Here is a 25,836-nt window from a genome sequence, read left to right on the forward strand (position 1 = left end):
AAACTGAGATATCCTATTCCTCTGAACATGTATACCTTTATCCATAGCCGAAGTAGCAAAAAAAGGATGGCGGTATAGAGACTTTTACAGATACTTAAAATAGTAGGTTGTTGTATAATTCTGCGAAGAACACTTGATATCAAGGAGGTATAACATATGAAAATCAATCGAATGGATCATGTGAGTATAAACGTAAATGATCTTTCAGAGGCTACAGCATTTTTTCTTGAGCTAGGACTTGAGGTAAAAGCAGAATGGGAATTGGAAGGAGAACAATTAAGCCGAATAGTTGGGCTTAATCATGCTAAAACGGCATGTGTAGGTTTGGGGATGCCTGATGGTCAAACATGGATAGAGCTAGTGAAATTTTATTCACCAACAGATGAAAAAGATATTCAGCAACCTCTTGCCAATACGCTAGGAATCCGACATATTTGCTTTAATGTTGAAGATATTGAAGGAATTATAGCTAAATTGAAAAAAAGGGGTACAGAAATTTTTAGTGAGATACAGCAATATGAAGATAGTTATAAATTATGTTACGTTCGTGGTCCAGAGGGAATTATTTTAGAGCTGGGAGAGAAAATCAACTAAAAAGAAACTGAAATAATGTAGCATATAAACGTAGACAGCTGCTTATTGAGAGTAGTCATTATGGCTTAAAAAAAAAATGGAGAACCTTGACAATAATGGTTCTCCTCCATAAAGGGTGTCGAACTTTTCGTCCTTTCCTACTATTCTTATTCTCCACGTTTTACTAATTTACCCTGCACAACAAAGCGATGATCGTCACTCATCACTGAATCCTTACAAGTAGACAATGTCAGGATTTTATCACTGGGACTTATATCGACATTCATTTGTATGGATGAGCGCTTCTGAATGTCCTCTAGAAATTGCTGATAAGCTCCGTCACTTGTAAAGTCCGTTGCAATATAATAGAAGTCAATAGTGGTCTCATATGCAGCAAATACCTCGATATCATACCCTTCATATAAGGTATCTAAATAAATAATTGGATGGTCATCTGCATAATCTTGCTTTAAATAATTTTTTAGACTACCAAACATCGTATTGTTTTTCATAGCATGACCATATAGAATTGTATTTCGATTCATCGAAAGAATATTATTCCGATAATCCATAAAGACACTGCCTGCACGACTTTCCTCGTCTCTAAAATTATGATTTAAATAAAACTCATTATTGTCAGCTTGTAGCACTGGATTATTTAACTTTGTTTCATCCACTGAAATCCATCCCACAATTTGTCGGTTCATTGCTAACAAATCTTGGAATTGAGGTCTTATCGTTGAAGGAGCTTGAGTTTCTTCCTCTTGATGTACTGGCTGATCCTCAATAGTGCTTAATGTAGCTTGGTATATATCCTGCACTTCCTTCAGTGATTTTGATGTCTCATAGTACGTATATAAATACTTTGTCAGGGAAAATGCAGAAAATAAAAATATCGCTAAATATAGAAATGTCACTAACTTTGACGCCTTCTTTTTCATCCTATCACCAATCATATTCCTATTGGCATCATATAATAGCCAAGTTGTTTATCTTCATTAAATACCGCGTCAACCCCATAAACCTCTTTAATAACATCTTTCGTGATCACATCACGCGGAGCACCCTCTGCGAATAGTTGACCATCCTTCATTAAAATAATATGGTCGCTATAGCGAATAGCTTGATTAATATCATGAAGCACCATGATAATCGTTAAGCCATGCTGCTCGTTTAATGTTTTGACAAGCTCTAATAATTCTAGTTGATAATAAATATCCAAATACGTTGTCGGCTCGTCCAAGCATAGTATTTCAGATTGTTGTGCCAAAGCCATAGCAATCCAGACACGTTGGCGCTCGCCACCTGATAACGCCTCTAAATTTGTTGTACTCTTTTGTAGTAAATTTGTACAAGCCAGTGCCCATTCAATGGCTTTTGCATCTCCTTCACTGTCTTTTTTCAGCAATGTTTGATGTGGAAGACGACCAAAGCCGACTAATTTTTCAATTGTTAAATCTTTCGGTATATCGTTTTGCTGATACACTATCGCTAGTTTTTTAGCGAATTCCTTAGGCTTATAGTTTAGTAGATCTTTATTTTCTAACAGGACATTCCCTGATTTAGGTAAATGAAGACGTGAGATAACACTTAATAAAGTTGATTTCCCACAGCCATTCGGGCCAATAATAGTAGTAATTTTGCCCTTTGTAATGGATGTTGAAACGCCATTTAGATGGTTACGTGTATTATCATGCGATACAATGATGTCTTGTATATCCATGTTTGTCACTCTTTTCGTAATAAGAATATGAGGAAGGGTCCACCAATAATTGCCATAATTGTGGACGCTGGAATTTCAAGTGGTGCGACAATTGTACGTCCAATTGTATCTGCTACTAAAATTAATAATGCTCCTGCCAGTGCAGTAAACGGAATAAGCACAGCATGATCATGACCAACCAATCTGCGAGCAATGTGAGGTACTAATAGTCCCACAAATGAAATAACACCTGCAACAACAACTGAAACGGCTGCTAATAAAACAGCCACGGCTGCAATTAATAACCGTGCTCGCGCAACTTGAAATCCTAAACTTTTAACAGTTTTGTCTTGTAATACGAGTAAATTACACCAACTATATAAAGCAAAAGCCCCTATTAATCCGATTGAACCATATGTCACAATTGTGGAAACATCTTTCCATGTTCGCATTGTTAGATTAGAACCAATCACACTAGATGCGGACATATTTAAGGAGCCACCTAAGCTAATCATAGCCTCGGTTAAGCCTGTAAACATAGCGTTAATCGCTATCCCTACTAAAATCAATTTGAGAGGGCTTAGGCCAGATTTCCAAGATAGTGCAAAAACAAGCATACAGGCTAAGGCTCCGCCCATAAATGCTAAAACGGGTGTCATAAAAAATAATGTGGGGAAAAAGGCAACAATAAATAATTGAACAAATGCTGCACCCGAAGATATTCCGATAATCCCTGCATCTGCCAATGGATTACGCATCACCGATTGTAAAAGCACCCCAGAAACTGAAAGTGCGGCACCTGCAAATAATGCGACGATGATACGTGGGAAGCGTAAATCACGGATTGCCTCCATTTGACTATTTCCTTCATCAAATAATGCCCCTATAAACTCAAAAAAGCCCATTTTAATGCTACCTGTTGTGGCTGAATAAATAACTGTCACAAGTAATAGAAAAATTACAAGTAAAAAACTGACGATTCTTTTTGTCATATCGGACTTCCTTTTTCTTTTTTTATTCCATATAGGATAAGAAAAACGCTCTATGACGAGTAAAATACTGATCATACGAGCGACATTCAAGTTACTATTTACGATAGAAAATTTCCATCAGCTGCCCTAAAGCCTGTGGTACCTGCAAGGAGGATGTCGTCCCGAATAATTCTTCCTCTAAATCATAGACTTTATCGTTTTTCACTGCTTCGAAATGTTTCCAAATATCATTTGTTTTAAATTCTTCATCAAACATTTTCACAACTTCATCCGGCATACCATGTGATAAGCGCAAAATAATATCCGGATTACTATTATGGAGATATTCCGTATTAGAAGATAGATATTCTGCATCCTGCCCTTCCATTACATTGACACCTCCTGCTCGTTTCACAAGATCCCCAGCATATGAATTTTCTGTTGCTACTAGATAACTCCCTGGTATACCTAGTAAAATTAATACGCGAGGACCTTCTTTATTCGCAGCTACACTTTGGACTGCCTCGATATTCTTCTGTAGATCTTTAACTAATGCATCGGCTTGGGCTTGACGATCATAGCGTTCTCCTAGCGATGTTATTTCCTTCAGCATGGCATCAACACTTTGGAAATTAAGAAAATCAACAGGAATATTAAGTTGTTTAAATTTATCCTGTAAATCGTATTCTAAAGTTGAAACGGATAATACTTCTGTCGGATTTAATGACTTAACTATTTCCATATCCGGCTCCATCGCATTACCGATTGTTGGCAGACCATCATAACGCTTTGCTAATTGCTTTTCTGTTTCTGGTACAGCAATTGCGTCAAGCTCCAGCTTATCTAGGATATCTGCTATAACTACCGTCCCTGCAATGATACGTTGCTCATTATCTTCTGTTACCTGTTCTTTATCAGTAACTGTCTCTTTCTTTTCTGCTTGATCACTGCTACTACATGCAACGAGAATTAGTGATAGTAATGTCAACAACAGTAACTTCAGTTTCCAATCTTTTTTCATTGTGTCATCCCCCACTTATTTCTGCTCAGTCGTCTCATTTTTGGTTTTTCTAATACGCTTTATAAGTAGCCAGCCTGATACGAGACATATAACGATTAGCCCAATAATTTTTGCGATGTTTAACGGTTCAATTGGCTGTTCTGCAGTCGTATTATTCACTACTTTATTGTCCGTAGTTTCCTCCATCGTTTGGTTATCCTCTAATGTTTCGTCTAAAGTTTCATCAGTTGGTTCATCAAGTGTACGATCAAATGTTAATTTTTCTTCCCTTGGTATAAGCAATGGTGATTGAATAACTGGTAATGTCTGTGTAGCTTTGCTAGATACACTCTCTTTACTTATTTGTGCTTGTGGCTTTTGTACCTGCTCCTTAACCGTTTCCACTGACTTGTCAGGTACAACTTGCGTAGTAGGTTTTTCGTTGATAGGTTTTTGTAAAAGCAATGCGACCTGTTTTTGATTGAATGCTAGCTGAACATAGTATTGATGATGATATGAAATGTCAGGAATATCGATTTTCACCCACATTCGTAACGGCTGTGTTAAGTCCTCAACCTCAAATTCCACTATGCGTACATTATCTAAAAGTGAAACTTGCTTCGGTTCAATCTGATTTCCCTTATCATCTACTTGTAGACCTGTCACCCAAGCTGCTTGTAAAATGGTCATTTGCGCATAGTATCTACCATCCTTTTCAATCACCTTTGCGGTTGGATTCACATAGTTATTCATCATAGAAGGTTCATTTTTACCATCCGCTAATAATACATAATCCACTGCCCATTCTTGGCCCTTTGTTTCTTCTACAACTACGTTTTCAGCATCATCTGTCTTGTTTTCTTCCTGAGGAACGGTTGGTATAAGTCCCGCCATCTCAATGCGTAGCTCTTGAGTGAATGCAAAATAAGATTCCTCAGCTGCAAGCTCTATATTGCCCTTTATAACAATCGGGTCCTGTAATGCCGAAACATCAAACTGAACTAAATTTTCTATATCTTGAGTCCAAGAAATTTCATTACCAAGCTGTTCGATATGTATATCACGTACAGAATATGGCTGTTCAAGTGCCAAAGCTAATTGATACTGTCCATCCTTTACGGTGAGAGTTGCTTTATGTTTAAAAAGATTTTCTTCAAAGCCCTCAATAGGAGAAAAACTTAGTTCAACTTGATAACTACCATCTATTATGCCAAGGTTTTCAGCTTTTGCTTGCATAAAAATGGATGGAGGAAAAACAAGCAATAAAACTGCCAAAATACAAATGTGCTTTTTTATGATTGTCATTGCATAGTCTCCTCCCATTTTAAACACATAGGAACTTCCTCCCCCATAAAATATGAGAAAGGAAGTTGCTGTAAAAATTCTTATTATTTATTCATGTATTGCAAAGAGCCATTTAAAATTTTCGCCATATGTGAACGTTTTAATGGACTATTTGCATCAATAACTGTTTTACCATCAGCAGTTGGAGAGCCAGTCATTACTTTACCTGCATATAGAAGGGCAAAGGCTTTTTTTGCTTCTTCATCTTTCACTTTTGCTCCATCAGCATAGTAAGAAAGACTTGTATCACCAAAGCTCATTTCTTTTCCTGCTACATGTGTTACAGTGCGATAAATCATTACAGCTGCTTGTTGACGAGTAAGTGTATCATTTGGATTGAAGTTTGTAGCTTTTTTAACAATCCCAGCTTCAGCTAATGCATTAATAGCTTGAACAGCTTCCGCACTAAGCTTGCCTGTATCTTTAAATCCAGCATCTTTTGTAGAAGTTACGTTCAATGAACGTGCTACCATTAAAGCAAATTGAGAACGTGTAATGTTGTCATTTGGTCTAAAATTATCTTGTGCCTTCACAATACCTAAGCTGTAAAGTGATAGGATGGCATCTTTATTCGCATCTTTACTAATGTCCTTAAATGGATTAATAACTGGCTTCACTGCACCTTCCACAGCAAAGCTAAATTGTACTGTATGATTCGAATCATACTTCACACCTTGTGCTGGTTCATTTACAACGATGTGTAATTGAGCATTTACCAGTTTCTTCAAATCTGCAACTTCAAATGAATATGTGCGTGCATTTGTTGTATCATCTTGTTTCACTAAAGTTGCTTCCTTACCCTCTACAGTGAAACCTTTTACATATTGACCTTGAGGGAATGTCATTGTTACAACATTTTTACCGTCTTTTACAGTAATCCCTACTTTTGATGCGATATACTGTTTCATCATCGACTCTTCTGTTGTACCATCTTTGTAAACAGTGACAGCTACTTCATTCACTTTCACTTCTTCTTTTACTTCTTTCACTGCTTTTAAATCAAAGTCATACCATTTATCCATATTTGCGGACGGAACGACTACATGAATTTTTGCTGATTTAACTTCATCAACAACAACAGGGAAACTGTATGTAATTGTACCGTCGTTATTTTTTACTTCTTTAGCATCTACAAATGTATCGCCTTGTTTTGTTTGCAGACCTGCAATCATTGGTGCAGATTTAGCTGTAATTGTTAATTGAGCTTCAAACTTACCGTCTTTTTCAACGATTGTTCCTTGTGGTACTAAATGAGAACTAATTGCAGGCTGTGCTTCTGTCGTACCTGTTTTAAAAATTTGGAAATTAATAACTGAATCTGTTTTAGCAGCTTTCGTTGTTTCTGCTTTCACTTCTGTATTTGTCGTTACTAATTCTGCCGCAGATGCAAAGGAAGGAACTGTAAGAGATGCTGCTAACAATGAAGCTAGTACTATTTTAGTTGCGCGTGATTGACGTTTTTTAGCCATTTTATTGACCCTCCGTTTTTGTTTGTAGTTTTTTTCTATAAAGTAAAAATGCTGACCCCACTAATGCAACGATTAATAGATAAGGTGTTGCATCATCTGTTTGTGGGTTGGGCACTTGACTTTCAGTTGTAGTTGCTGAAGAAGTTGGTTGTGATTTACTGGATTCTGTTTTTTGAGTAGAAGCCGTTGCTGAGCTTGCGATTGATGTGGCATCAAATACAAGTGATACACTGTATTCATGATGATAATTGATATCATCAATATCAATTTTCATCGCTGTTACTACAGGTTTTGTTAGGTCTTTAACGGTGAATTGTACAGTTCGTGTATCTGCTGCTTGATCTTCACTTACTACAGTAGCTCCACCTGGTGGTTGAAATTTCGTAATCCATGCACTGTTTTTTAATGTAATTTGTACTACCGCCGTACCATTTTTAACCGTAACTTTCGCAGGTTTTACAAAATAATCATTAGCAATTGATGCGGAATTACTTTCAGGTTTATTGACCTGATATTTTATCGAATGAGTGCCATCAGCTAGTTGAGCAGATGCTTGTGTTAACCCGAAGTTAACGACAAAAATACTAACAAGCATGATCAACATGAGCATTTTCTTCATGTGTTGCACGCCTCCCTTAGTCATAATAAAACATCCTAATTGATAGATTCACTTCCACGAAAACACTTTCATGTAAACGAAAATAATTCTCAATTACGATTCTACTCCCAAGAATAATCGTTACTGCCAGTCAATGTCAACCGTTAATCCAAATTCGTCCTCAATATGTCAAATTTTCCTCCTAATAAAAAGAATATCACCAAAATTTGGTGATATTCTTGCTCTTAATTTATTTAGCAAAAATCTCTAAAATACCGATCAACAATAATAGCCATCCTGAAATGGCTGTTGAGTGCCTCCCAATAAACGTTTTGGAGAGCAATGCACCACATTGACTGCCTACCCCCACCGTAACAAATGAGAAGACACCAATGGAAATTACTGTCCATATTGCAGAAATGCCATTAGCACCGATGGCAATACCTCCTGCTAAGCAATTAGCTGACAATACAAATCCGAGTGCCATTGCCTCTCGAGTTGAGATGACTAAATTTTTATCTTCATCAAATAGCTCAGGGTTACCTGCTATGCGTTGATTAGAAAAGTTATTGGACATCAAGGTCCATATCCCAATAACACATAATAGTAAACTTCCTAATAAATTGGCAGTATGCGGTGAAATATATTCAACAACAGTGCTGCCAGCTGTTACTGCGACATATGTGACAATCATTGACATGCCAGCGATCACTGCATTCGATAAAATAGGAATTTTAACTTGCTTGACACCATAGGCTAGGCCAATCCCCAAATTATCTAGATTTGCAGCAATTCCTATTAGAATAATAGTAATCCAGTGCACACTAAGCCTCCTCAAAACCCAGTCTCCATTTTCACCTATCATATGTAATCGTGTTAAAAATCTATGGGCATTTTAGAACCCTATTCAGAACCTTTTCCGTAATGAATCCCCCATTTTATTGCATGCGTTGCATGAATCATCAATTTGACAAAGGTAACAACTTCTATATAAAATTAAGTTGTTACTTGTTAATATTTATTAATTTTCACTAGGATGTAAGTAATTATTGAAAGGGGAATTTGATGAGATATTTAAAAATATGGAAGATAGGATTTGCTTTATCATGCCTACTACTATTAGCTGCATGTGGTTCTGCTGATGCGGGTACAAAAGATAAAAAAGAAATTAACTTGGCGTATGTGGAATGGGATACAGAGGTTGCTTCTACCCATGTTATAGGACAAGTTTTAGAGAATTTGGGATATGATGTGACGCTCACACCATTAGACAATGGCATTATGTGGGAGGCACTTGCGAACGGTGAGGTTGACGGTATGGTATCTGCCTGGTTACCCCAAACACACGCTCCGCAAGTAGAGAAATACAAAGATAAAATTGAGAATTTAGGCGAAAACCTTACTGGTGCTAAAATTGGCTTAGTCGTTCCAAGTTATATGGACGTTAATTCCATTGAAGACTTAACAAATCAAGCCAATAAAACAATTACAGGTATTGAACCAGGAGCTAATATGATGGCCACAACAGAAAATGCCTATAAGGAATATCATAATCTAGAGGGCTGGAATGTACTAACCTCTTCTGCCGGTGCCATGACCGCAGCCCTTAGTCAAGCCATTTCAAATAATGAAGAGATCATCATTACAGGTTGGTCTCCCCACTGGATCTTTAATGCCTACGATTTAAAATATTTAGAAGACCCAAAAGGTTTATATGGTACGGAAGAATATATTGGTACATTTGCCCGTAAAGGATTAAAGGAAGATGCTTCCGAGGCATATGATGTCCTAAATCGTTTCCATTGGACTGCCGAAGATATTGAAAGTGTGATGTTTGATATTATGGAAGGTATGAGTGCCACGGAAGCTGCAAAAAAATGGATTAACAATAACCAAGATAAAGTAGCTGATTGGACAAAAGATGTAAAGACACCATAATCGAAAAAGATCCATTTACTAATCGCTAGTAAATGGATTTTTTCTATGGAACTCTTCGGCTTGGCAATTTCCTTGTTGAAATGAAAAGAGCAACTTGTTGATTTTTCACTGATAAGTTATTAAGGACGACTTTGTGTTTTTCTATCATATAAAATAATCTACCTATTTCCTGTAAAAAGAGCTGCAACTTCTACGACTACGATCTTTACAAGCTACAGAAAAAAACTCTAAAATTTTGTAACTAATAAACAGCAATCGGCCCATAAGGACCTTCGATAATTTCTATTTTTGTTTCAAAGATATCCGTCAGAATATTTGAGTCCATTACCTCTTCTACTGTTCCGAAGGCAGCAATTTGTCCATCCTTCATAGCACAGATTCTATCTGAATACTTGGCTGCAAAATTTATATCATGCATAACCGTCAGAATGGTTCTTCCAAATTCATTAGCCGCACGTCTCAAATGCTCCATCATTTGAACAGAACGAGCAACATCAAGATTGTTCAAAGGCTCGTCCAACAGTACATATTCAGTTTCTTGGCATAAAACCATTGCTACATATGCCCTTTGTCTTTGACCACCAGAAAGCTCATCTAAATATCTATTTTCCAAATCCGTTAGGTCTAAAAAATCGATATATTTAGAAATGATAACCTCATCCTCTTTAGTTAATCGTCCCTTTGAATAAGGAAAGCGTCCAAATCCAACTAGTTGTCTAATTGTAAGCCTAGTGACAAAATGATTTTCTTGTCGCAGTATAGTCAAAATCTTTGCTAAATCCTTCGATTTAGATTCAGAAATGTCCATATTTGCCACTTGAATTTGTCCTTCCTCCATATCCAAGAGTCTTCCAATCATCAAAAGTGTCGTAGATTTTCCAGCGCCATTTGGACCAATTAAAGAAGTAAAGCCTGCCTTTGGTATTTCAATATCCAAAGGTCCGATTTTTACTTCATCCGTATAGAACTTTTTAACATTTTCAATTTTTATCATAATGCCCTCTTCCTTAAAATCACAATTAAGAATATGATTCCACCGAATAATTCAATAATAACTGAAACTACACCTTGAGCATGGAATACATGATACATTAAAAAGTATGCACTCGTTATGATTAAGAAACCGATAGCTAATGCCATTGGAAAAATATATCTATGATCATAGGTCGATGCCGCTTGATAGCTCAATGTTGCTACTAAAAAGCCATAGAACGTAAGTGGTCCGATCAAAGCCGTTGAAATGGACATTAAAATAGCAACTAATATAAGCGTATAAATTACACTAGGTTGATATTTGACTCCAAAAGTAGTAGCAACATCCTTGCCTAATGACAATATATTCAAATTCTTAGAATGAGCAAGAAGTAATATCGCTACAATAATCACCAGTGGAATAACAATAGGAAAATAGGCAGAATCTGCATTATTAACCGAACCAAACAATTTAGCCTGTAAAATATCAAACTCTGAAGGCGCAAGAAGTCTTCTCATGAAAGTTGACACAGAATTTAGCCCAGTCCCTATAATAATCCCAACTAAAAGCATCAATTGTAAATTTCCATATTTACCGGAAAGCAGCCATCCATACAGAATCAAACTCATCAAGACCATAACAACAACCTGAAACAGAAATGATCCAATACCACTAAAATTTATTAATGCACTAGCACCAAAGAAAAATATGGTACTCGTATGAATGGTTGAATAAAGCGATTCGAAGCCTAACAGTGAAGGAGTTATAATTCTATTATTTGTAATTGATTGAAAAGCAACAGTCGACAGACTCTGGCAAACTGCGGCAATAATCATTGCGACAAGCGCTACTATTCGTCTCATTACAACAGGGATAAATGAAGGCGAATCTATTGGAACTGGATTGTTATACACTAAAAGCCCATATGAAGAAAGGATACCTAAAGTAATCAATGTTATCAGTATAATCCAATAGCGCCTTTCTTCCTTCTTAGAACGAAAAGCTCTAGCTGATCTATTTCCATTCTGAAGGCTAGCATCGATTTCGACATTATCTTTATTTCTATATTCGAATGTGGTCATCGTAGCCTCCTTGGTTTTCTTTGTCTCAATAAAATCGTTATAAATACGACCGCTCCTACTGTTCCAAGTATTAAAGAAACAGGTACTTCAAAAGGCATGATAATTGTACGAGAAATAATGTCACAGGCTGTTATAGTCCCCATTCCTATCAGACATACCCAAGGTAAATTACTCCTAAGATCATCGCCTCTAAACATGGAAACAATATTTGGGACAATTAAACCCAAGAAAGGTAAGTTACCAATAACAGCTGCAACAATCCCAACTGCAAAAGAAATAAGGGCTGTCCCCAAAAGAACAATCCTATTGTAATTCACGCCAAGGCTGGTTGCGACATCTTCTCCTAGTCCAGCTAAAGTCAGTCTATTAGCATAAATAAAAATAAGTAAAGTAACGATAACAATTAGCCATAAATATTCATATCTTCCCACCTGAACTGACGCAAAAGAACCTACAAACCAAGCTTCAATACTTTGCGTCATTTGAAAAAGAAGTCCCGTAAAAGTGGATACTGCTGAAACAACAGCTCCAAGCATTAATCCAATAATAGGAACAATTAAAGACGACCGAAGTTTAACTCTTCTTAAAAATAAAAAGAAAATCATCGTTCCTATAAAAGAAAAAATGATTGCCCCCGTCATTCGTTGAACTAAAGTTGGAGAAGGAAATAATAAATAAACTAGGAGCAGCCCTAACCCTGACCATTCAATAGTCCCCGTTGTAGTAGGCTCAACAAAGCGATTCTGTGTAATCATTTGCATGACGAGTCCTGCCATTGCCATTGCAGCTCCCGTAAGCATTAATGCAGCTGTTCTTGGAACACGAGTTATGAAAAACATCTCCATTCCATCCTCTTGTCCACGTATATCATAAACTCCAGTAAACAGTGATATAATGCCTAAAATAATAACAACTATAATCGTTAATATAAAAGGTTTTGTACATATTTTATTGTGGTTATAAAACTGGGGTTGAGAAAAATTCTCAACCCTAGAAATTATATTTTTTGGCACTATTCATACCCCTCTACACTACTTAGCTAAAGTATTTGTAAGATTTTCAAATAACTCTATATAAGTCTGAATGGATTCATTAGTGTAAGTATCTGCTGGTGCATAGATAATCTGTTCTTTAGAAACAGCAGTTGTTTTTTGAAGAGCAGGTGCGTTAGCAATAACATCCTGAGCAGGAGTAGAAGTAGCGGCATCAGATGTACCTGCATCACGATCTAATACGAAAAGCCAATCAGGATTACTTTGTGCAATAGCTTCAACAGAAACTTCATCACCTTTATGATCGGTAGTTGAATCAGTAACTTCTAATGCTGGAACCCATCCGAAAATTTCATACATTGGTCCCCATACACGTCCAGAATGAGGTGCTGCAAAACCAATATCTCCACCAGAAACAATAACACTCATCACTTTATCTGTTCCGTTATATGCAGATTTAGCATCTTGGATCACTTTATCAAAATCAGCTACCAATTGCTTAGCTTCTTCATTTTTATCAAAAATTTTCCCTAAAGAAATTGTAGAATTTTTAAGTCCATTTACTAGGTTTTCTCCAGGCGTTGAAGCTTCCTCAGAAACATCAACATTAAGATCAATAACAGTTGCATTTGGCACTAATTTTTTGATTTCTTCGTAATAGTCAGCAAATCTTTGACCGACAATGACAAGTTCAGGGTCTGCTGCCGCTAGAATTTCAAGGTTTGGTTCACGGTGATTCCCAATATTTTTGACTGAATCATCACTTTTATATGATATACCCTCAGGCATTACATCCTTTGGAACAGCTGCTAGTTCAATTTTCCAATCAGCTAAAGTTTCAAATGTTCTATTATCCAAAGCGACTACATTTTTTGGATTGACTGGAACAGTAACAGTTCCATGGGCATCAGTGATTTCTACTGTTGTTGGTTTTACCACCTCTTCACTTCCGTTAGCTTCAGAAGACTTTGTTTCTTCCTTACCTTCATTACTTGAACTTGAGCAAGCTGCTAGCATCAACGTCAAGACAGCCATAAGGACAACTAATTTTAAAGACATAAATTTTTTCATGCATATACTCCTTATAATGTAATTTATTTTGAAAATGATAAAATCTAATGATTAAATGGGATATTATTCACTTTCCAAGCTAATCGTTATTGATAATCATTTTCATTTGAACGTCCTGTGGAATAGTATAGTCATTAATTATGTGAAAATCTTGTGAAGCGTGTAAGTTAATAAATAATGTTACTACAAGAACAAATTAGCTATAGAAAGTGATAAGGAAAGTATTTTTTGTCTAGTCTCCTTCATACTTTCCACAAAAAAACGAGCAAAACTGGTTAAAACAGTTTTACTCGTTTTTTCTCCATTATTTTAATATTGATTACTGTGACAAACTAAAATTGTTCTCTTAGCTATTCAATCATTGAATAGCCCCTACCATGTATTGTATGAATATATCTATTTTTTTTCTCACACTTTAGCTTTTTTCTTAGATAACCGATATATAAATCCACTACATTTGGATTTACGGCTACATCATATCCCCAGACCTGGTTCAAAAGTATTTCACGGCTCAGTATCCTGTTTTTATTTTTGATTAAAAAAACAAGTAGGTCATACTCTCGCTTAGTAAGTAAGAAATTTTTTCCATTTTTAGTCACAATACTATGGGATGTATCAACCGAGAGATCTTTAAAACGAACAAAATTTGTTTCGATTGGCTGGATAGCGTCCCATCTTCTTAAAATGACTTTTATCCTTGCTACTAATTCTTCTTTCACAAAGGGCTTTCGTATATAATCATCTGCTCCTGCTTGTAACCCTGCTATGCAATCCTTGCTAGACACATTATCGGTTACAATGATGATTGGTGTCGTTTTAACCGCTCGTATTAATTTGCAAATTTCCGGTCCAGATATACTTAACGAATCCCAATCCAATACGATAATATCCCAATCTTGCTCATACACTATATTCAAACCTTTATTTTCATTGTGAAGTGTTAAAATGAAACAGCCTTCCTTCGTTAGACCACTTACGATTTTCTTTGCTAAAGACCGTTCATTCTTAATTACTAACACCTGCTTCACCTTTGATTCACCTCACTTCATAACATAAAGTTAGTATTCTCAAAAAAAATCTCGAATTTCTAAAATTCTATTATAACAACTAATTGTGATAGATATGAGCAAATTTACACAAATTATGTATAAAATACACTTATTTCAAAACTGAAAAACGCTTTCATATAAAGTAACCAAAATATTGGTATACTGTAAACAGAAGTTTACTCAACAACTATTTTGTTAAAGGAAATGCTACGAGTAAGAATGTTTAGGAGAAAAATAGAAGCTAAAGAGTCATTTCAACAGGTTGAACGATAAGAGATGGAATACATAACAAGTACTTTATAATAAAAAACCCGCCTTTTTGAAATTAGCCTAATCAAAATGAGTGGGTTTAAATTTATATATATATAGTTTAATATAAATCACTTTAAATATCTTGCTTCAAACATATATTGATCGTATAGTTTACCACTTTCAAATTGGCTTATTGAATCCAGAATAGACTCTAACATTCCAATTTTCCATGTTATCTCTATATCAGAGCTTGTCCTTACTGCTTTATTCGTTCGTTTATATTTTTCTAACTCTAAACTTCTTTCTATCAGTTCTTTATATGCTTTTAGGGAATTTCCTCCATGCTCAAAAGGTCTACTTAAATCAATCTCAACGATTTCTTTTTTGTACTTTTCCATTGCTTCTCTACTCTTTAAAGCAGCCCTATCTGCTTTCATTTGCATAGGTCCGAATCTAAATTTTGAACGCCAAGCTGTAAAGGTTTGCAAGGGGACACCTAGTAATTCTGCCCCCTCCCACTTCTCCAATTCTTTTTCTACACAAACTTCATGCATTATTTCCCTAAGAGATTTACCAAATGTTTCTTCTACAATGATTTTATAATCCACACCTATCACTCCTAAATCATTCGGAATTATTACACCTATTTTGAATCAAAGTACAATTTTAAATTAGCTTCTCTTAATTTATTCGCTTCTTGAATGAAGTTGATTTTTTTCTCATGAATTTTTTTTAGTGAGCTTATTGCATTTTCTACGATTGCCGGAGCATCCTTTCCTAAATTCGGAAAGTTTTGATTTAAATATTCGTATATAGCCTGTTTTTCCATATCGGATGGAACGATTGGTGCTAGAGGCAATTCGAATGGAGAGCTGTTATCTGACAATTGTGGAGGCGTATTATATATAAACTGAAAGGCATTCTGGAGCTGCCTTTTTTTGCTTTCATCTGTCACCTCATACACTCCTTGTGAGTCAAGAGTAATTCTGTTAAATTCAACCATCACTAATTTGTCTGGTTTTCTATTTTTGGTTCTGTAATACAGCATAGCCTTTAAAACATCCTGCTCAGACAGCTCTTTTATTTCTTTATATCTCCCATTTTTAGGATTAGGAACCTTATAAATTTTATATTCTTTAGAAATAAACAACCATTTTATGCCGCCCATAATCAACCCTCCTAATAAAATAAGTGAAAGTACACTGTGAGCATTTATATTAAAACAAAAGAAATTTCACCCATTGATCTAATCTGGAGTTAAATCAATGTTTTTAAAAAATCCACGAGGATTTACCCCATGGATTTTCTACTTTAGTGAAATTGGATGAATGTAACGCTTCTAATTTTTTAGGATTTCTTTTTCCCAGTTTGAGAATCTAAATGCTGCATTTGTCTGAAAGAAATCTTCTTCAATTATTGGCTTTGTCAACAGTTTCCTATCAGTTTACTTTACGGAAAAGTATAGCCCTATCTTCTGTGAAAATCTTGTGAAACCATATTACTAAAGGAAAATATAGGAATAATTACTCGAAGTAAAATATGAAGTTTTAGTTCCCCACATGAACAAGACCTTACTATATTAGTAGCCTGTTGACAAAATACCTCACGAAATTCCGTTTCCTTGGCCTTTGCCTTATATCTCCCGACAATAAATATAAATGAGTGAATTTACTTATACTTCTTAACTTTTTTAACCTCAAGATTTATGATTACTAGTAATGATAGAAAATTTTAAAGCATGTTTTTGGTCATCATCTTTTATATAGCTTTTCCCGCACAGCCTTTCAGTTACATCTTTTACTATATATCGAAAGAAAAGGAGTCTTTCATGAACTTAAATCTCAAAGCATTGTTTCCTTCCTATCGTTATTTCCGTTCAAAGCCAACTCAACTATCCCATGATTCTCATATTTTTTATCATCACGAAACTAAGGAATGGTTTTCTATTTCCAAGCATGAGGTTTCACAGCGGGACTTCGAATGGTTGACGGTTTTTTATACTGAAGTTACCTCTTCGCTAGTTCAGGCATCAGATTTATGGTATGAATTTATTTATTCAAATGGTGACATTCCATCCAAGTTAACGTTTAACAAAGCACGGGTTATTCAAATAACGTTTATTAACGAAAACCCTCCTTTAGAAGCTTTAAAAGAAGCGCTTTATAATTTTTTTCAGGAGGATACGGTATTCCTTCAAGTTGCTAAAAATCAATTTTTACTTATTGAACCTGAAAAACATTCAATATGTGAGAAGGAAGATTTTATTGCCCTTATCCGGACGATTGAAGCCGATTTTTATGTACGCATTCATTTATATTTGGGAGAATTTTATGCCATCAATCAAGATTTTTCCGTTAAATTCCAAAGGGAAGCACAATGGTTCAAGGAATGTTTACATCTAAGATTTGCTGAACCTTATTATTCATTTCAAACAATATTCCCTATTTTACTAACTGAACAATTGCCCACTTCTATTCTTACATTTATCGAGGAGCAAATTATTATACCTTTAAAATCTGACAAGGAATTACTGGAAACGGTTAAAACCTTTTGTGAATGTGGTTTCAATATTTCTTTGACATCAAAAAAATTACATATGCATCGTAATACGCTTACCTATCGATTATCCAAGTTCCAAGAAATCACCAATATTCATATCAAAAATTTAGATGGTGTTATTCTTGTTTACTTTGCTAGTTATCTTTGGTCATTTTCACAACATGCACAAAAATAATTAACTGAAAATTATGCACATTAGACATTGGTTTTCTTCATTACTTTATTTACACTGAATAAAAGGACAAAGGGGATTAGACATGGAGAAAATTGTACTTAATCATATTTATAAAATATATGATGGCGGTGTAACAGCTGTATCTGATTTTAATTTAACTGTTCAGGATCAAGAGTTTATTGTACTTGTTGGTCCTTCAGGTTGTGGAAAGTCAACAACATTACGTATGATCGCTGGGTTAGAGGAAATTTCGGAAGGCGATTTTTTAATTGATAACAAGAAAATGAATGATGTGCCATCTAAGGAACGTGATATTGCGATGGTTTTTCAAAACTATGCTCTCTATCCACATATGACGGTTTATGACAACATGGCATTTGGCTTAAAGCTCCGTAAGTTTTCAAAACAACAAATTCAAGAACGTGTCCACAATGCAGCAGCCATACTGGATTTAGAAAAGTATTTAGATCGTAAGCCTAAAGCTTTATCAGGTGGTCAGAGACAACGAGTTGCCCTTGGACGAGCAATTGTTCGAGATGCAAATATTTTCTTAATGGACGAACCATTGTCCAATTTAGATGCAAAACTACGAGTGCAAATGCGTGCAGAAATTACTAAGCTCCATCGACGATTAAAAACAACGACAATCTACGTAACACATGACCAAACTGAAGCCATGACAATGGCAACACGTCTTGTTGTCATGAAAGACGGTATTGTTCAACAAGTCGGTACTCCTGAAGAAGTATACGGTCTACCTGAAAATAAATTCGTTGGTGGTTTTATAGGCTCACCATCGATGAACTTTTTTAAAGGGATTTTCCATGAAAAAGGGTTTCAAATAGGATCTATTTCATTAACCCTCCCTGCAGAAAAATCCAAATTATTAGTAGAAAAAGGTTATTTACAAAAAGAGCTGATCTTGGGCATTCGTCCTGAACATATTTATGAAAATTCTTCTGTCCATTCAGAGCCGTTCTTCTCAGCTATTGAGGCAGATATCGATGTATCCGAATTAACAGGGGCTGAGCTGATGTTACATTCACAGTTAAATGGTCAGCCCTATATTGCACGTGTAAACTCTGATACTCGAATAACTCAGGGTCAGGTAGCAAACCTACTATTTGATATGTCACGCGCTCATTTCTTTGACTTAGAATCAGAACAGCGTATTCGGTAGAGTAAAAGCTTTATTGAAAGGGATTCAGATAACGAGTCTGTTTCCCTTTTACAGTTCAACATTGGTTTTTTAGCTATGTTGATTCCATTTTAGAAGGCGATTAGTGTTTCCCCATTGGAACAACCACATTTATCTTCCTAACAGTTCGCCATCCTCCGCTACCTTACGTCAATCAAAATGTTGACGAAAAAAACCCAATTTCTCAATATAAGCTATATAAAGAAGCTGGGTCTTTGTATGAAATTTTTATCGCTGTAATTTTCCATTTTCCTCATCACGCCACTGTTTTTGATTACTTCAATGCTGCCCCATACAGTCCCGTCTCACCTTTAAGAATACTACTCTCTATAATTTGCTCTTTCCCTTCAAAAGGAGTATTCAACAGGCGCTGCTGAATTACGTCTTTAATCAGTTCAATAATTTTCGGCTGATGATTGAAAAAACCTCCGCCTAATACTATGCAGTGTGGATCAAGCATTAAAATCATTTGATGTAACTGTTTTTCCATGCAATAAATGATTTGCTGCAATACTTTCTCCATAATAGGGTCACCCTTGTAATAGAGCTCCATCATATCTTTTAATCGGATATTTGAATTTCCCAGTAATGTTCTTCCCAGCTTTTCTATAACTGGCCCTGCGACACTTTCTTCTAAAGTTTCACCAGCTTGACCGACAATATTAAAACCTATTTCACCAGCTAATCCTGTTCCTCGTAAAAACTCACCATTGGCAATGGTACAACAGGATATCCCTGTACTTAATGTTAAATATACCATCGTTTCCTTCCGAAATCCTCTAGCATTATACTCTCCCCAAGTAGCCATATGCACATCGTTATCCATCATAATCTGTGCATGGGGGAAAAATTCAGTTAATCGTTCACAAATCGGAAAGTTACTCCACGGTATATTATTTTGGTAGACGGCTAGACCCTTTTGAATATCAACAATACCAGGTACACCAATACAAACCTTAGAAACTTCATTAAAAGAGAGCTTCTTCTCCGTACAGAGCATTTCAAAGCTATCAATTAAACAATGGAATAAAGCTTCTCTTGTGGAAATATCACTTGGTACCTCTCTTTTAATTAAAATCTGCTGATGTTGGTTGAATAAAGCCGTGGCTAATTTTGTTCCACCAACATCTGCTACTAAAATATGACTCATCTTTACATCACCAGTTCTCCCCACAGGATTTACTTAAATTCAAAATTATCAGAAAGTAATAAGTGGAATAATATCTATTACTTCTTGAATAGGTTTTTATTATGAAAGTTTAACGACTTGTGTTAAATTACGTGGTTTATCGGGGTTACGCCCTTTAAATATTGCATGTTGATAAGCTAAAAGTTGAAAGTAAGGGACCGCTTCAACAAGGCGATTTATATCATTTACTTCTGCTGATAGCTTAAAAATTAAATCCGCTTCTAATTCCTCTGAAGCTATACCAATAATAACAACGAAGCCTCCAAGCCTTTGAATATCCTTTACTAAAGCCTGATCATATTCCATTGTTTCATTTTGTGTAAATATAATAACAACCGTTTCCTTATCAACGATAGAAATTGGTCCATGTCGGAATTCCAGATTTGAGTAACTTTCACATTCCGTTTGAGTCATTTCTTTTAGCTTTAAGGTTGCTTCTTTAGCCAGCCCATTATAAGCACCGGACCCTAAAAAGATAAAGCGCTTTTTTGAAGCATCTTCCGTCACCTGCGTTAATTGTTGTCCATTGCCTAAAGCTGATTGAACAAGAGCGGGGATTTTCTCTAACTGTTCCAACATATCCGCGCGTCCACTAATTTTCGCAGCATATAATTGCAAGGCGTATAGCATATTAGAAAATGATTGTGTCATGACCACACTTTTTTCTGATATATCATTTAAAGCAATCAATTCATTTGTTAATTTAGCCATAGGTGTGTCGCCATTACATGTTACTGCCATAGTACGGATATTTTTCGCACCATTCAAATGCTCTAAGGACATAATAATTTCCGAAGTTGTCCCCGACCGTGAAATTCCAATAATTAGATACTTTTTATGCGTTAAAATAAATGTGTCTGTGTGTAAAAATAACTCAGATGCGGGTACAGCAATGGCAAACGCTCCAGTAACAGTTTGATAATAACGTGCTGCTGCAATCGCTAAATAATAGGATGTTCCACATCCTGTGAAAAGCACTACATCTACAGCATCTTTATTGAAAGTCATTAATTGCACAATGTCTTTTGTTCTTTCTAACTTTTGTCCCTGTGCCATAATTTCATTGTAAGTGTACATAAGCAAATCCCTACTTCTCTTTTATTTTAGTTATTTGTATCTCCTCTAAGAGTTTTTCCACTGTATCTCTTTGGACTTTGGCAATCTCTTTATGTGCTGCATTCGCTGAGCCACATGCAACAGCCCATTTATATGCCTCTGTATGGTCTGAACCATGTGAGAGCTTATAAATAAGTCCACCTAAAAAGGCATCACCACTTCCTACTGTATTGACCACATTTATCCGTGGTGCATTCACTTTGTAAACCCCTGACGGATGAACAAATAGAGCGCCTTGCTCGCCCAATGAAAAGCATACATGCTCAATGCCTAATTTTTGAAATTTTATACCCGCCTGAACTAAGTCTTCATGAGTTAAAGCAGGTCTACCGATTAATTGAGTAATTTCATCCTCATTTGGCTTAATAATGAAAGGTATTGCTGTAATACCTTTTCTCAAAGCATCGCCACTTGTATCAAGTGCGACTCTAATACCTTTTTCCTTTAATAAATGGATAATCGTTGCATATGCCGTTTTTTGTATACCTTGAGGAAGGCTCCCTGACAATACAAAATAGGTAGCATGTTCTGCTTTAGTTTCAATCCACTTTAACATGTCTATCCATTCTTGCTCATGAATGGTTGGCCCTACCTCTAACAGCTCGCTCATTTCCTTCGTTTGCTGATTAATAATCGTTAAACAAATGCGATTTTCTTCCTCTATTTGTATGAACTCTGTTTGGAGATTTTCTTCCTGTAAAAGCTCGACTATTTTACTGCCATTTAATCCACCAACGAAACCGCCAATATTCACTTCACCACCAAGTGATGCAATTACACGAGCTACGTTAACCCCTTTCCCACCACCTTGTTGTGATTTCTGCAATACACGATTTGTTTGACCAATCATTAAAGAGTCCAGCTCATATACTTGGTCAATGGCTGCGTTTAAGGTTAATGTAGTAATCATTTTTGTAACATCACAATCTTTTGCTCTACTAATTTAATTAAAGATTCACGTGCAGGAAGGAAATACTTTCTTGGATCATTTTCTGTTGGATGATCATTAAAATAAGCTCTTAATTCTTCAGCAAATAAGTCTTTCAGCTCGGTAGAAAAATTCACTTTTGCAATTCCATACTTCAAAGATTCACGTACATCCTCTTCTGGCACCCCAGAGGCTCCATGCATGACTAATGGAATATTAGTAGAGCTATGGATTTCTTGTAAAAGCTCAAATAGCAATTTTGGCTTTTGCTGATACTTACCGTGTGCTGTACCAAAAGCAGGGGCAAATGAATGAATTCCTGTAACTTTCACAAAATGCTCCGCTTGCTTTGGGTCAGTAAAGAATGCATTCTCTTCCTCTACGCTTACACTATCCTCGACACCACCAATTGTCCCAAGCTCTGCTTCAACAGGCACATTTACCGCACTTGCAGCTTCAACAACTTTTTTTACTAATAAAATATTTTCCTCATAAGGTAAGGAAGATCCATCAATCATTACTGAGGTGTAGCCTGCTCGTAAACATTCCATAACAGTATGATAAGATTCGCCATGATCCAAATGTAATGCCACCGGTACTTTTGCCTGTTCCGCTGCTGTTTTTGCCAGCGCAATTAGATAAGGCATCTCTACATATTTATACGTGCTTGAAGTTGTTTGCAAAATTACAGGTGCTCCCACTTTTTCTGCCCCAGCAATTACAGCTTTAATTACTTCTAAATTATGTGCTCCAAAAGCACCGATTGCATAATTATTTTTATAAGCGTCTTCTAACATATCTTTAGTTGTCACTAATGGCATTATAGAATTCCTCCCTCAATGGGTTGTTGGTATAATCTAAAACAAAAATAAATAAAGCAAACGATTAGATTTTAATTTAATTCCGTATAAAAACGGCAACGATCCCCTCTTACAATTGAAATACAGAACTCCACTGGTTTTCCTGAAGTATCAAACGCAGTCCTTTCTAGCAATAAAGCTGGTTTTCCAGCATCTGTTTTCAATAAAGGTGCTTCGTCTTTATTGATAAGGACCGGTTCGAAGGCTTCTCTGGCCCTTACAACAATAATGTTAAAACGTTCGGCTAATAAGCTGTATAATGATGAAGATGTTACTTCTCTTAAAATGTCAATATCCTTAATAAGGCGTAAAGGTAAAAAAGATGATTCCAAAATAATCGGCTCATTATCGGCAAATCGTAAACGCTTCATTTCTACAACTTGTTCATTTTCCTCTAATGCTAAATTCGTTCTAACCTTAGTTGATGGATACACCTTTTGTATTTCTAATACCTCATCTTTTTGATTAAATCCTTTTTCTTGAATCATCCGACTAAAGCTATAAAACCCTCCAAGAGATTGTTCAAGTCTTGGCTTGGAAACAAAGGTTCCTTTTCCTTGAATACGATATAATTTATCTTCCTTTACTAATTCCTCAATTGCTTTTTTTACTGTATTTCGACTAACATGGAACATCTCCATCAATTGATTTTCCGAGTCAATTTTATCTCCAGGTTTCCATTCACCTGATTGAATTTTTCCAAATAAAATTTGTTTCAATTGATGATATAATGGGATTACACTAGATTGATCTAATAAATGCATCTTTTTTCCTTCCTTCTCTAGGTTTTGTAATCAATATACCATCTATATAATACGATGCCTATTGATATATCAATCCTTTTCAAAGGCAAGATTCCCTAGGCAAAAGGTTTTTTCTACGTCTCCTTCTTCGTTCAACCAAACGATATCTGCGTCTTTTCCTAGTGCAATAGACCCTTTTCGATTATCTATACCTAAATGCTCTGCTTGATTTAAAGTAACAACACGTATTTGCTCAGCCAGTGAAAGTGTAAGCCACTCTTCTATGTTTTGCCTTGCGGTATTCATATTTAACACACTTCCTGCTAAAGATCCTGTTTTACGTTGAATACATTGATTATTCATGACTTCTACCTCATTACCACCTAATTGATACAAACCATCTGGCATCCCCTTGGCACGCATACCATCTGTTATGACGAGCAATCGATTTAAGCCCATCATTTTGTAAACCATTGGTAGTAGATCTTTATGAAAATGGACATTATCTGGAATTATCTCCACATACACATCTTCGGCTAGAAGTACTGCTCCCACAACACCTGGATCACGGTGATGTAGTCCACTCATGCCATTAAATAGGTGTGTTACATGGGTAATACCAGCTTTTATTGCTTGTTGTGCTATATCATAGTCAGCGTCGGAGTGACCAATAGATGCAATAACTCCTTTACTAGTTAATTCGTGTAGTAATTCAAAACCGCTATCTTCCTCTGGTGCAAATGTGACAAGGCGAATTGAATGATGAGACTTATCATACAAATCATTAAATTGGTGAACATTTGGTTTTAAAATAAACGCTTCGGATTGAGCCCCTTTTTTAGCTTGACTAATAAATGGACCTTCTAAATGAATTCCTAACATCTCAGGTACTGCTGTTGGTTGGTTTTTATAATAATAGGCAAGTGCCTCAACAGCAGCTTCGATCTCAGACATAGGACCTGTCATCGTTGTAGCCAAGAAAGCAGTTACGCCCTCACTTGCTAAGTATTTGGCTATTTTCGAATAATAAATATGGCTCGCATCCATAAAATCATGACCTACAGCACCATGAATATGGATATCAATCATTCCAGGGATGATATAGCCTTTTTGCTGACAGTCTATTACATTCTCTCTTAAAGCGAATGAAGGGCAATTTGCCATTTGATCAATTACTGTAATTTTCCCTTCCGACATTTCTAGAAATCCGTTAGTCATAATTTTATTTTCCATTACGATATTCGCATTAATAATCCATTTTTTATTCATGAGGTGATCCCTCTCCCAGCAGAGTAATATAGATTAGTATGTTCCTCTGCTTCTCTATCATTCTTAAATATATGGGATGACATCCACGTTAAAAATAAGGCAGCTAAACTAACACCGAAAAACGGTATTAGGCCTGGAAACCAGCTATATAGTTTATAAAGAATTATAAGCCCAATAATATTGCTAATCATTTGTAATGGATACGCAATACTAAATATGATGGAAGCAGCAAAGTAGCGCAATGTTGGTAAATCATAATGAGCGTATAGCTGAAATATATTCACGACAATCATAACGAACAGTATACTAATAGAAATAAACACTGTGAGTAATAGTAAGCCTAGTAAGCCATGTAACGATGAAACTATTTGAAAATTAATCGTTAAAAAGTAGCCAACACTCAGTAAGATCATACCTATTTTATTTGATGGAATAAATTCAACTTTATATGTATTCCAATAGATTTTGACTAATTGTTTTAAGCCATCTTCTCCTTGTAATCTTTTCCGTAAAGTAGTAAACATGGCAACAGTCGCTGGGGCTACTCCAAATAGCAAAAGTCCAAGTAAAGTTAAACCTGTCCATAGTAACTGTAATACTGCTAATAATGTGATCCATTCTACAAACCAGTATAGTTTACCTTTCCACCCTTCCAATTCCATGCCCATTACCTCCCTACGATTTACATATTACTATCTCTACATTTTTTTCATTTACAATCGCTACATCCATCAATAGAAGGTTCAACAAGCGTGCGTCACATAAGCCAAGTTGAATGGTAATCT

At 35.8% G+C, this 25,836-nt stretch carries 26 protein-coding genes; 4 read left to right on the forward strand and 22 right to left on the reverse strand.

Annotated elements, in window-relative coordinates; all coding sequences use genetic code 11:
- Positions 1-156: 156 nt before the first annotated feature.
- The gene (locus AC07YC_RS12205; RefSeq protein WP_336636261.1) at positions 157-594 is read left to right on the forward strand and encodes a VOC family protein; all 438 of its coding nucleotides are present in this window, start codon (positions 157-159) and stop codon (positions 592-594) included.
- 146 nt (positions 595-740) lie between these two features.
- Here AC07YC_RS12205 and srtB read toward each other — a convergent pair whose 3' ends face one another.
- From srtB to AC07YC_RS12245, 8 genes are all read right to left on the reverse strand, one after another.
- Entirely contained in the window at positions 741-1,529 is a 789-nt protein-coding gene (gene srtB, locus AC07YC_RS12210; RefSeq protein WP_494919522.1) for a class B sortase, read from the reverse strand.
- A complete protein-coding gene (locus AC07YC_RS12215; protein WP_261613150.1) occupies positions 1,526-2,296 on the reverse strand; it encodes an ABC transporter ATP-binding protein in 771 nt (256 codons plus the stop codon). The genes srtB and AC07YC_RS12215 overlap by 4 nt, the downstream gene beginning before the upstream one ends.
- 5 nt (positions 2,297-2,301) lie before the next feature.
- A complete protein-coding gene (locus AC07YC_RS12220; protein ID WP_089987217.1) occupies positions 2,302-3,267 on the reverse strand; it encodes a FecCD family ABC transporter permease in 966 nt (321 codons plus the stop codon).
- 94 nt (positions 3,268-3,361) lie between these two features.
- A complete protein-coding gene (gene isdE / locus AC07YC_RS12225; RefSeq protein WP_494919523.1) occupies positions 3,362-4,267 on the reverse strand; it encodes a heme ABC transporter substrate-binding protein IsdE in 906 nt (301 codons plus the stop codon).
- A gap of 15 nt (positions 4,268-4,282) precedes the next feature.
- On the reverse strand, positions 4,283-5,551 hold the full coding sequence (locus AC07YC_RS12230; RefSeq protein WP_494919525.1) for an NEAT domain-containing protein: 1,269 nt from the start codon (positions 5,549-5,551) through the stop codon (positions 4,283-4,285).
- Between the two features lie 83 nt (positions 5,552-5,634).
- Positions 5,635-7,059, reverse strand: a complete 1,425-nt coding sequence (locus tag AC07YC_RS12235) for an NEAT domain-containing protein (RefSeq protein WP_494919526.1) — start codon at positions 7,057-7,059, stop codon at positions 5,635-5,637.
- Position 7,060: 1 nt separating this feature from the next.
- Positions 7,061-7,678, reverse strand: a complete 618-nt coding sequence (gene isdC / locus AC07YC_RS12240; RefSeq protein ID WP_230584834.1) for a heme uptake protein IsdC — start codon at positions 7,676-7,678, stop codon at positions 7,061-7,063.
- A gap of 229 nt (positions 7,679-7,907) precedes the next feature.
- Positions 7,908-8,480, reverse strand: coding sequence for a manganese efflux pump (locus AC07YC_RS12245; RefSeq protein WP_036147235.1), 573 nt, complete (start codon positions 8,478-8,480; stop codon positions 7,908-7,910).
- Positions 8,481-8,722: 242 nt separating this feature from the next.
- On the opposite strand from AC07YC_RS12245, the gene AC07YC_RS12250 reads away from it, so the two are divergent.
- Positions 8,723-9,595, forward strand: coding sequence for a glycine betaine ABC transporter substrate-binding protein (locus AC07YC_RS12250; RefSeq protein ID WP_494919528.1), 873 nt, complete (start codon positions 8,723-8,725; stop codon positions 9,593-9,595).
- A gap of 241 nt (positions 9,596-9,836) precedes the next feature.
- Here the strand turns inward: AC07YC_RS12250 and AC07YC_RS12255 are convergent, their stop codons facing one another.
- The 7 genes from AC07YC_RS12255 to AC07YC_RS12285 form a co-directional block, all read right to left on the reverse strand.
- A complete protein-coding gene (locus AC07YC_RS12255) occupies positions 9,837-10,589 on the reverse strand; it encodes an iron ABC transporter ATP-binding protein (RefSeq protein ID WP_025113698.1) in 753 nt (250 codons plus the stop codon).
- Positions 10,586-11,650, reverse strand: a complete 1,065-nt coding sequence (locus AC07YC_RS12260) for an iron chelate uptake ABC transporter family permease subunit (protein ID WP_336636255.1) — start codon at positions 11,648-11,650, stop codon at positions 10,586-10,588. Before AC07YC_RS12260 ends, AC07YC_RS12255 begins: the two co-directional genes overlap by 4 nt.
- A complete protein-coding gene (locus tag AC07YC_RS12265) occupies positions 11,647-12,663 on the reverse strand; it encodes an ABC transporter permease (protein ID WP_025113696.1) in 1,017 nt (338 codons plus the stop codon). Before AC07YC_RS12265 ends, AC07YC_RS12260 begins: the two co-directional genes overlap by 4 nt.
- A gap of 18 nt (positions 12,664-12,681) precedes the next feature.
- On the reverse strand, positions 12,682-13,713 hold the full coding sequence (locus AC07YC_RS12270; protein ID WP_494919530.1) for a siderophore ABC transporter substrate-binding protein: 1,032 nt from the start codon (positions 13,711-13,713) through the stop codon (positions 12,682-12,684).
- Between the two features lie 350 nt (positions 13,714-14,063).
- Entirely contained in the window at positions 14,064-14,741 is a 678-nt protein-coding gene (locus tag AC07YC_RS12275; protein ID WP_324730006.1) for a response regulator transcription factor, read from the reverse strand.
- A 401-nt stretch (positions 14,742-15,142) separates the two neighbouring features.
- Positions 15,143-15,622 carry a hypothetical protein gene (locus AC07YC_RS12280; RefSeq protein ID WP_324730005.1) on the reverse strand — a complete coding sequence of 160 codons (480 nt, stop codon included), beginning with the start codon at positions 15,620-15,622 and terminating at the stop codon, positions 15,143-15,145.
- 35 nt (positions 15,623-15,657) lie between these two features.
- The gene (locus AC07YC_RS12285) at positions 15,658-16,182 is read right to left on the reverse strand and encodes a hypothetical protein (RefSeq protein WP_494919533.1); all 525 of its coding nucleotides are present in this window, start codon (positions 16,180-16,182) and stop codon (positions 15,658-15,660) included.
- A 660-nt stretch (positions 16,183-16,842) separates the two neighbouring features.
- Between AC07YC_RS12285 and AC07YC_RS12290 the strand changes: the two genes are divergently transcribed.
- On the forward strand, positions 16,843-17,748 hold the full coding sequence (locus AC07YC_RS12290) for a PucR family transcriptional regulator (protein ID WP_494919534.1): 906 nt from the start codon (positions 16,843-16,845) through the stop codon (positions 17,746-17,748).
- An 82-nt stretch (positions 17,749-17,830) separates the two neighbouring features.
- The gene (locus tag AC07YC_RS12295; protein ID WP_336636252.1) at positions 17,831-18,928 is read left to right on the forward strand and encodes an ABC transporter ATP-binding protein; all 1,098 of its coding nucleotides are present in this window, start codon (positions 17,831-17,833) and stop codon (positions 18,926-18,928) included.
- A gap of 292 nt (positions 18,929-19,220) precedes the next feature.
- On the opposite strand, the gene AC07YC_RS12300 is transcribed toward AC07YC_RS12295, so the two are convergent.
- From AC07YC_RS12300 to AC07YC_RS12330, 7 genes are all read right to left on the reverse strand, one after another.
- Positions 19,221-20,096, reverse strand: a complete 876-nt coding sequence (locus AC07YC_RS12300) for an ROK family protein (protein ID WP_494919536.1) — start codon at positions 20,094-20,096, stop codon at positions 19,221-19,223.
- 99 nt (positions 20,097-20,195) lie between these two features.
- Entirely contained in the window at positions 20,196-21,191 is a 996-nt protein-coding gene (locus AC07YC_RS12305; RefSeq protein WP_494919537.1) for an SIS domain-containing protein, read from the reverse strand.
- Positions 21,192-21,222: 31 nt separating this feature from the next.
- Complete coding sequence (gene pfkB, locus AC07YC_RS12310; protein ID WP_494919538.1) at positions 21,223-22,161, reverse strand: 1-phosphofructokinase; 939 nt, start codon at positions 22,159-22,161, stop codon at positions 21,223-21,225.
- Positions 22,158-23,000 carry a class II fructose-bisphosphate aldolase gene (locus AC07YC_RS12315; RefSeq protein ID WP_036226095.1) on the reverse strand — a complete coding sequence of 281 codons (843 nt, stop codon included), beginning with the start codon at positions 22,998-23,000 and terminating at the stop codon, positions 22,158-22,160. The genes pfkB and AC07YC_RS12315 overlap by 4 nt, the downstream gene beginning before the upstream one ends.
- 71 nt (positions 23,001-23,071) lie before the next feature.
- The gene (locus AC07YC_RS12320) at positions 23,072-23,803 is read right to left on the reverse strand and encodes a GntR family transcriptional regulator (RefSeq protein WP_494919539.1); all 732 of its coding nucleotides are present in this window, start codon (positions 23,801-23,803) and stop codon (positions 23,072-23,074) included.
- Positions 23,804-23,872: 69 nt separating this feature from the next.
- Positions 23,873-25,051, reverse strand: coding sequence for an N-acetylglucosamine-6-phosphate deacetylase (nagA, locus tag AC07YC_RS12325; protein ID WP_494919540.1), 1,179 nt, complete (start codon positions 25,049-25,051; stop codon positions 23,873-23,875).
- Positions 25,048-25,713, reverse strand: a complete 666-nt coding sequence (locus AC07YC_RS12330) for a YesL family protein (protein WP_494919541.1) — start codon at positions 25,711-25,713, stop codon at positions 25,048-25,050. The genes nagA and AC07YC_RS12330 overlap by 4 nt, the downstream gene beginning before the upstream one ends.
- Between the last annotated feature and the right edge of the window lie 123 nt (positions 25,714-25,836).

This window comes from Lysinibacillus sp. GW247-5R2A, from assembly GCF_059424475.1.

Excerpts from the sequence above, each read along its gene's own strand:
- srtB (WP_494919522.1), bottom strand. The coding sequence starts at position 1,529 with ATGATTGGTGATAGGATGAAAAAGAAGGCGTCAAAGTTAGTGACATTT.
- AC07YC_RS12235 (WP_494919526.1), bottom strand. The coding sequence starts at position 7,059 with ATGGCTAAAAAACGTCAATCACGCGCAACTAAAATAGTACTAGCTTCA.
- AC07YC_RS12320 (WP_494919539.1), bottom strand. The coding sequence starts at position 23,803 with ATGCATTTATTAGATCAATCTAGTGTAATCCCATTATATCATCAATTG.
- AC07YC_RS12220 (WP_089987217.1), bottom strand. The coding sequence starts at position 3,267 with ATGACAAAAAGAATCGTCAGTTTTTTACTTGTAATTTTTCTATTACTT.
- AC07YC_RS12305 (WP_494919537.1), bottom strand. The coding sequence starts at position 21,191 with ATGGCACAGGGACAAAAGTTAGAAAGAACAAAAGACATTGTGCAATTA.
- AC07YC_RS12205 (WP_336636261.1), top strand. The coding sequence starts at position 157 with ATGAAAATCAATCGAATGGATCATGTGAGTATAAACGTAAATGATCTT.
- isdC (WP_230584834.1), bottom strand. The coding sequence starts at position 7,678 with ATGAAGAAAATGCTCATGTTGATCATGCTTGTTAGTATTTTTGTCGTT.
- isdE (WP_494919523.1), bottom strand. The coding sequence starts at position 4,267 with ATGAAAAAAGATTGGAAACTGAAGTTACTGTTGTTGACATTACTATCA.
- AC07YC_RS12290 (WP_494919534.1), top strand. The coding sequence starts at position 16,843 with ATGAACTTAAATCTCAAAGCATTGTTTCCTTCCTATCGTTATTTCCGT.
- AC07YC_RS12285 (WP_494919533.1), bottom strand. The coding sequence starts at position 16,182 with ATGGGCGGCATAAAATGGTTGTTTATTTCTAAAGAATATAAAATTTAT.
- AC07YC_RS12330 (WP_494919541.1), bottom strand. The coding sequence starts at position 25,713 with ATGGAATTGGAAGGGTGGAAAGGTAAACTATACTGGTTTGTAGAATGG.
- AC07YC_RS12230 (WP_494919525.1), bottom strand. The coding sequence starts at position 5,551 with ATGACAATCATAAAAAAGCACATTTGTATTTTGGCAGTTTTATTGCTT.
- AC07YC_RS12255 (WP_025113698.1), bottom strand. The coding sequence starts at position 10,589 with ATGATAAAAATTGAAAATGTTAAAAAGTTCTATACGGATGAAGTAAAA.
- AC07YC_RS12300 (WP_494919536.1), bottom strand. The coding sequence starts at position 20,096 with ATGAGTCATATTTTAGTAGCAGATGTTGGTGGAACAAAATTAGCCACG.
- nagA (WP_494919540.1), bottom strand. The coding sequence starts at position 25,051 with ATGAATAAAAAATGGATTATTAATGCGAATATCGTAATGGAAAATAAA.
- AC07YC_RS12295 (WP_336636252.1), top strand. The coding sequence starts at position 17,831 with ATGGAGAAAATTGTACTTAATCATATTTATAAAATATATGATGGCGGT.
- AC07YC_RS12270 (WP_494919530.1), bottom strand. The coding sequence starts at position 13,713 with ATGAAAAAATTTATGTCTTTAAAATTAGTTGTCCTTATGGCTGTCTTG.
- AC07YC_RS12215 (WP_261613150.1), bottom strand. The coding sequence starts at position 2,296 with ATGGATATACAAGACATCATTGTATCGCATGATAATACACGTAACCAT.
- AC07YC_RS12250 (WP_494919528.1), top strand. The coding sequence starts at position 8,723 with ATGAGATATTTAAAAATATGGAAGATAGGATTTGCTTTATCATGCCTA.
- AC07YC_RS12260 (WP_336636255.1), bottom strand. The coding sequence starts at position 11,650 with ATGACCACATTCGAATATAGAAATAAAGATAATGTCGAAATCGATGCT.
- AC07YC_RS12315 (WP_036226095.1), bottom strand. The coding sequence starts at position 23,000 with ATGCCATTAGTGACAACTAAAGATATGTTAGAAGACGCTTATAAAAAT.
- pfkB (WP_494919538.1), bottom strand. The coding sequence starts at position 22,161 with ATGATTACTACATTAACCTTAAACGCAGCCATTGACCAAGTATATGAG.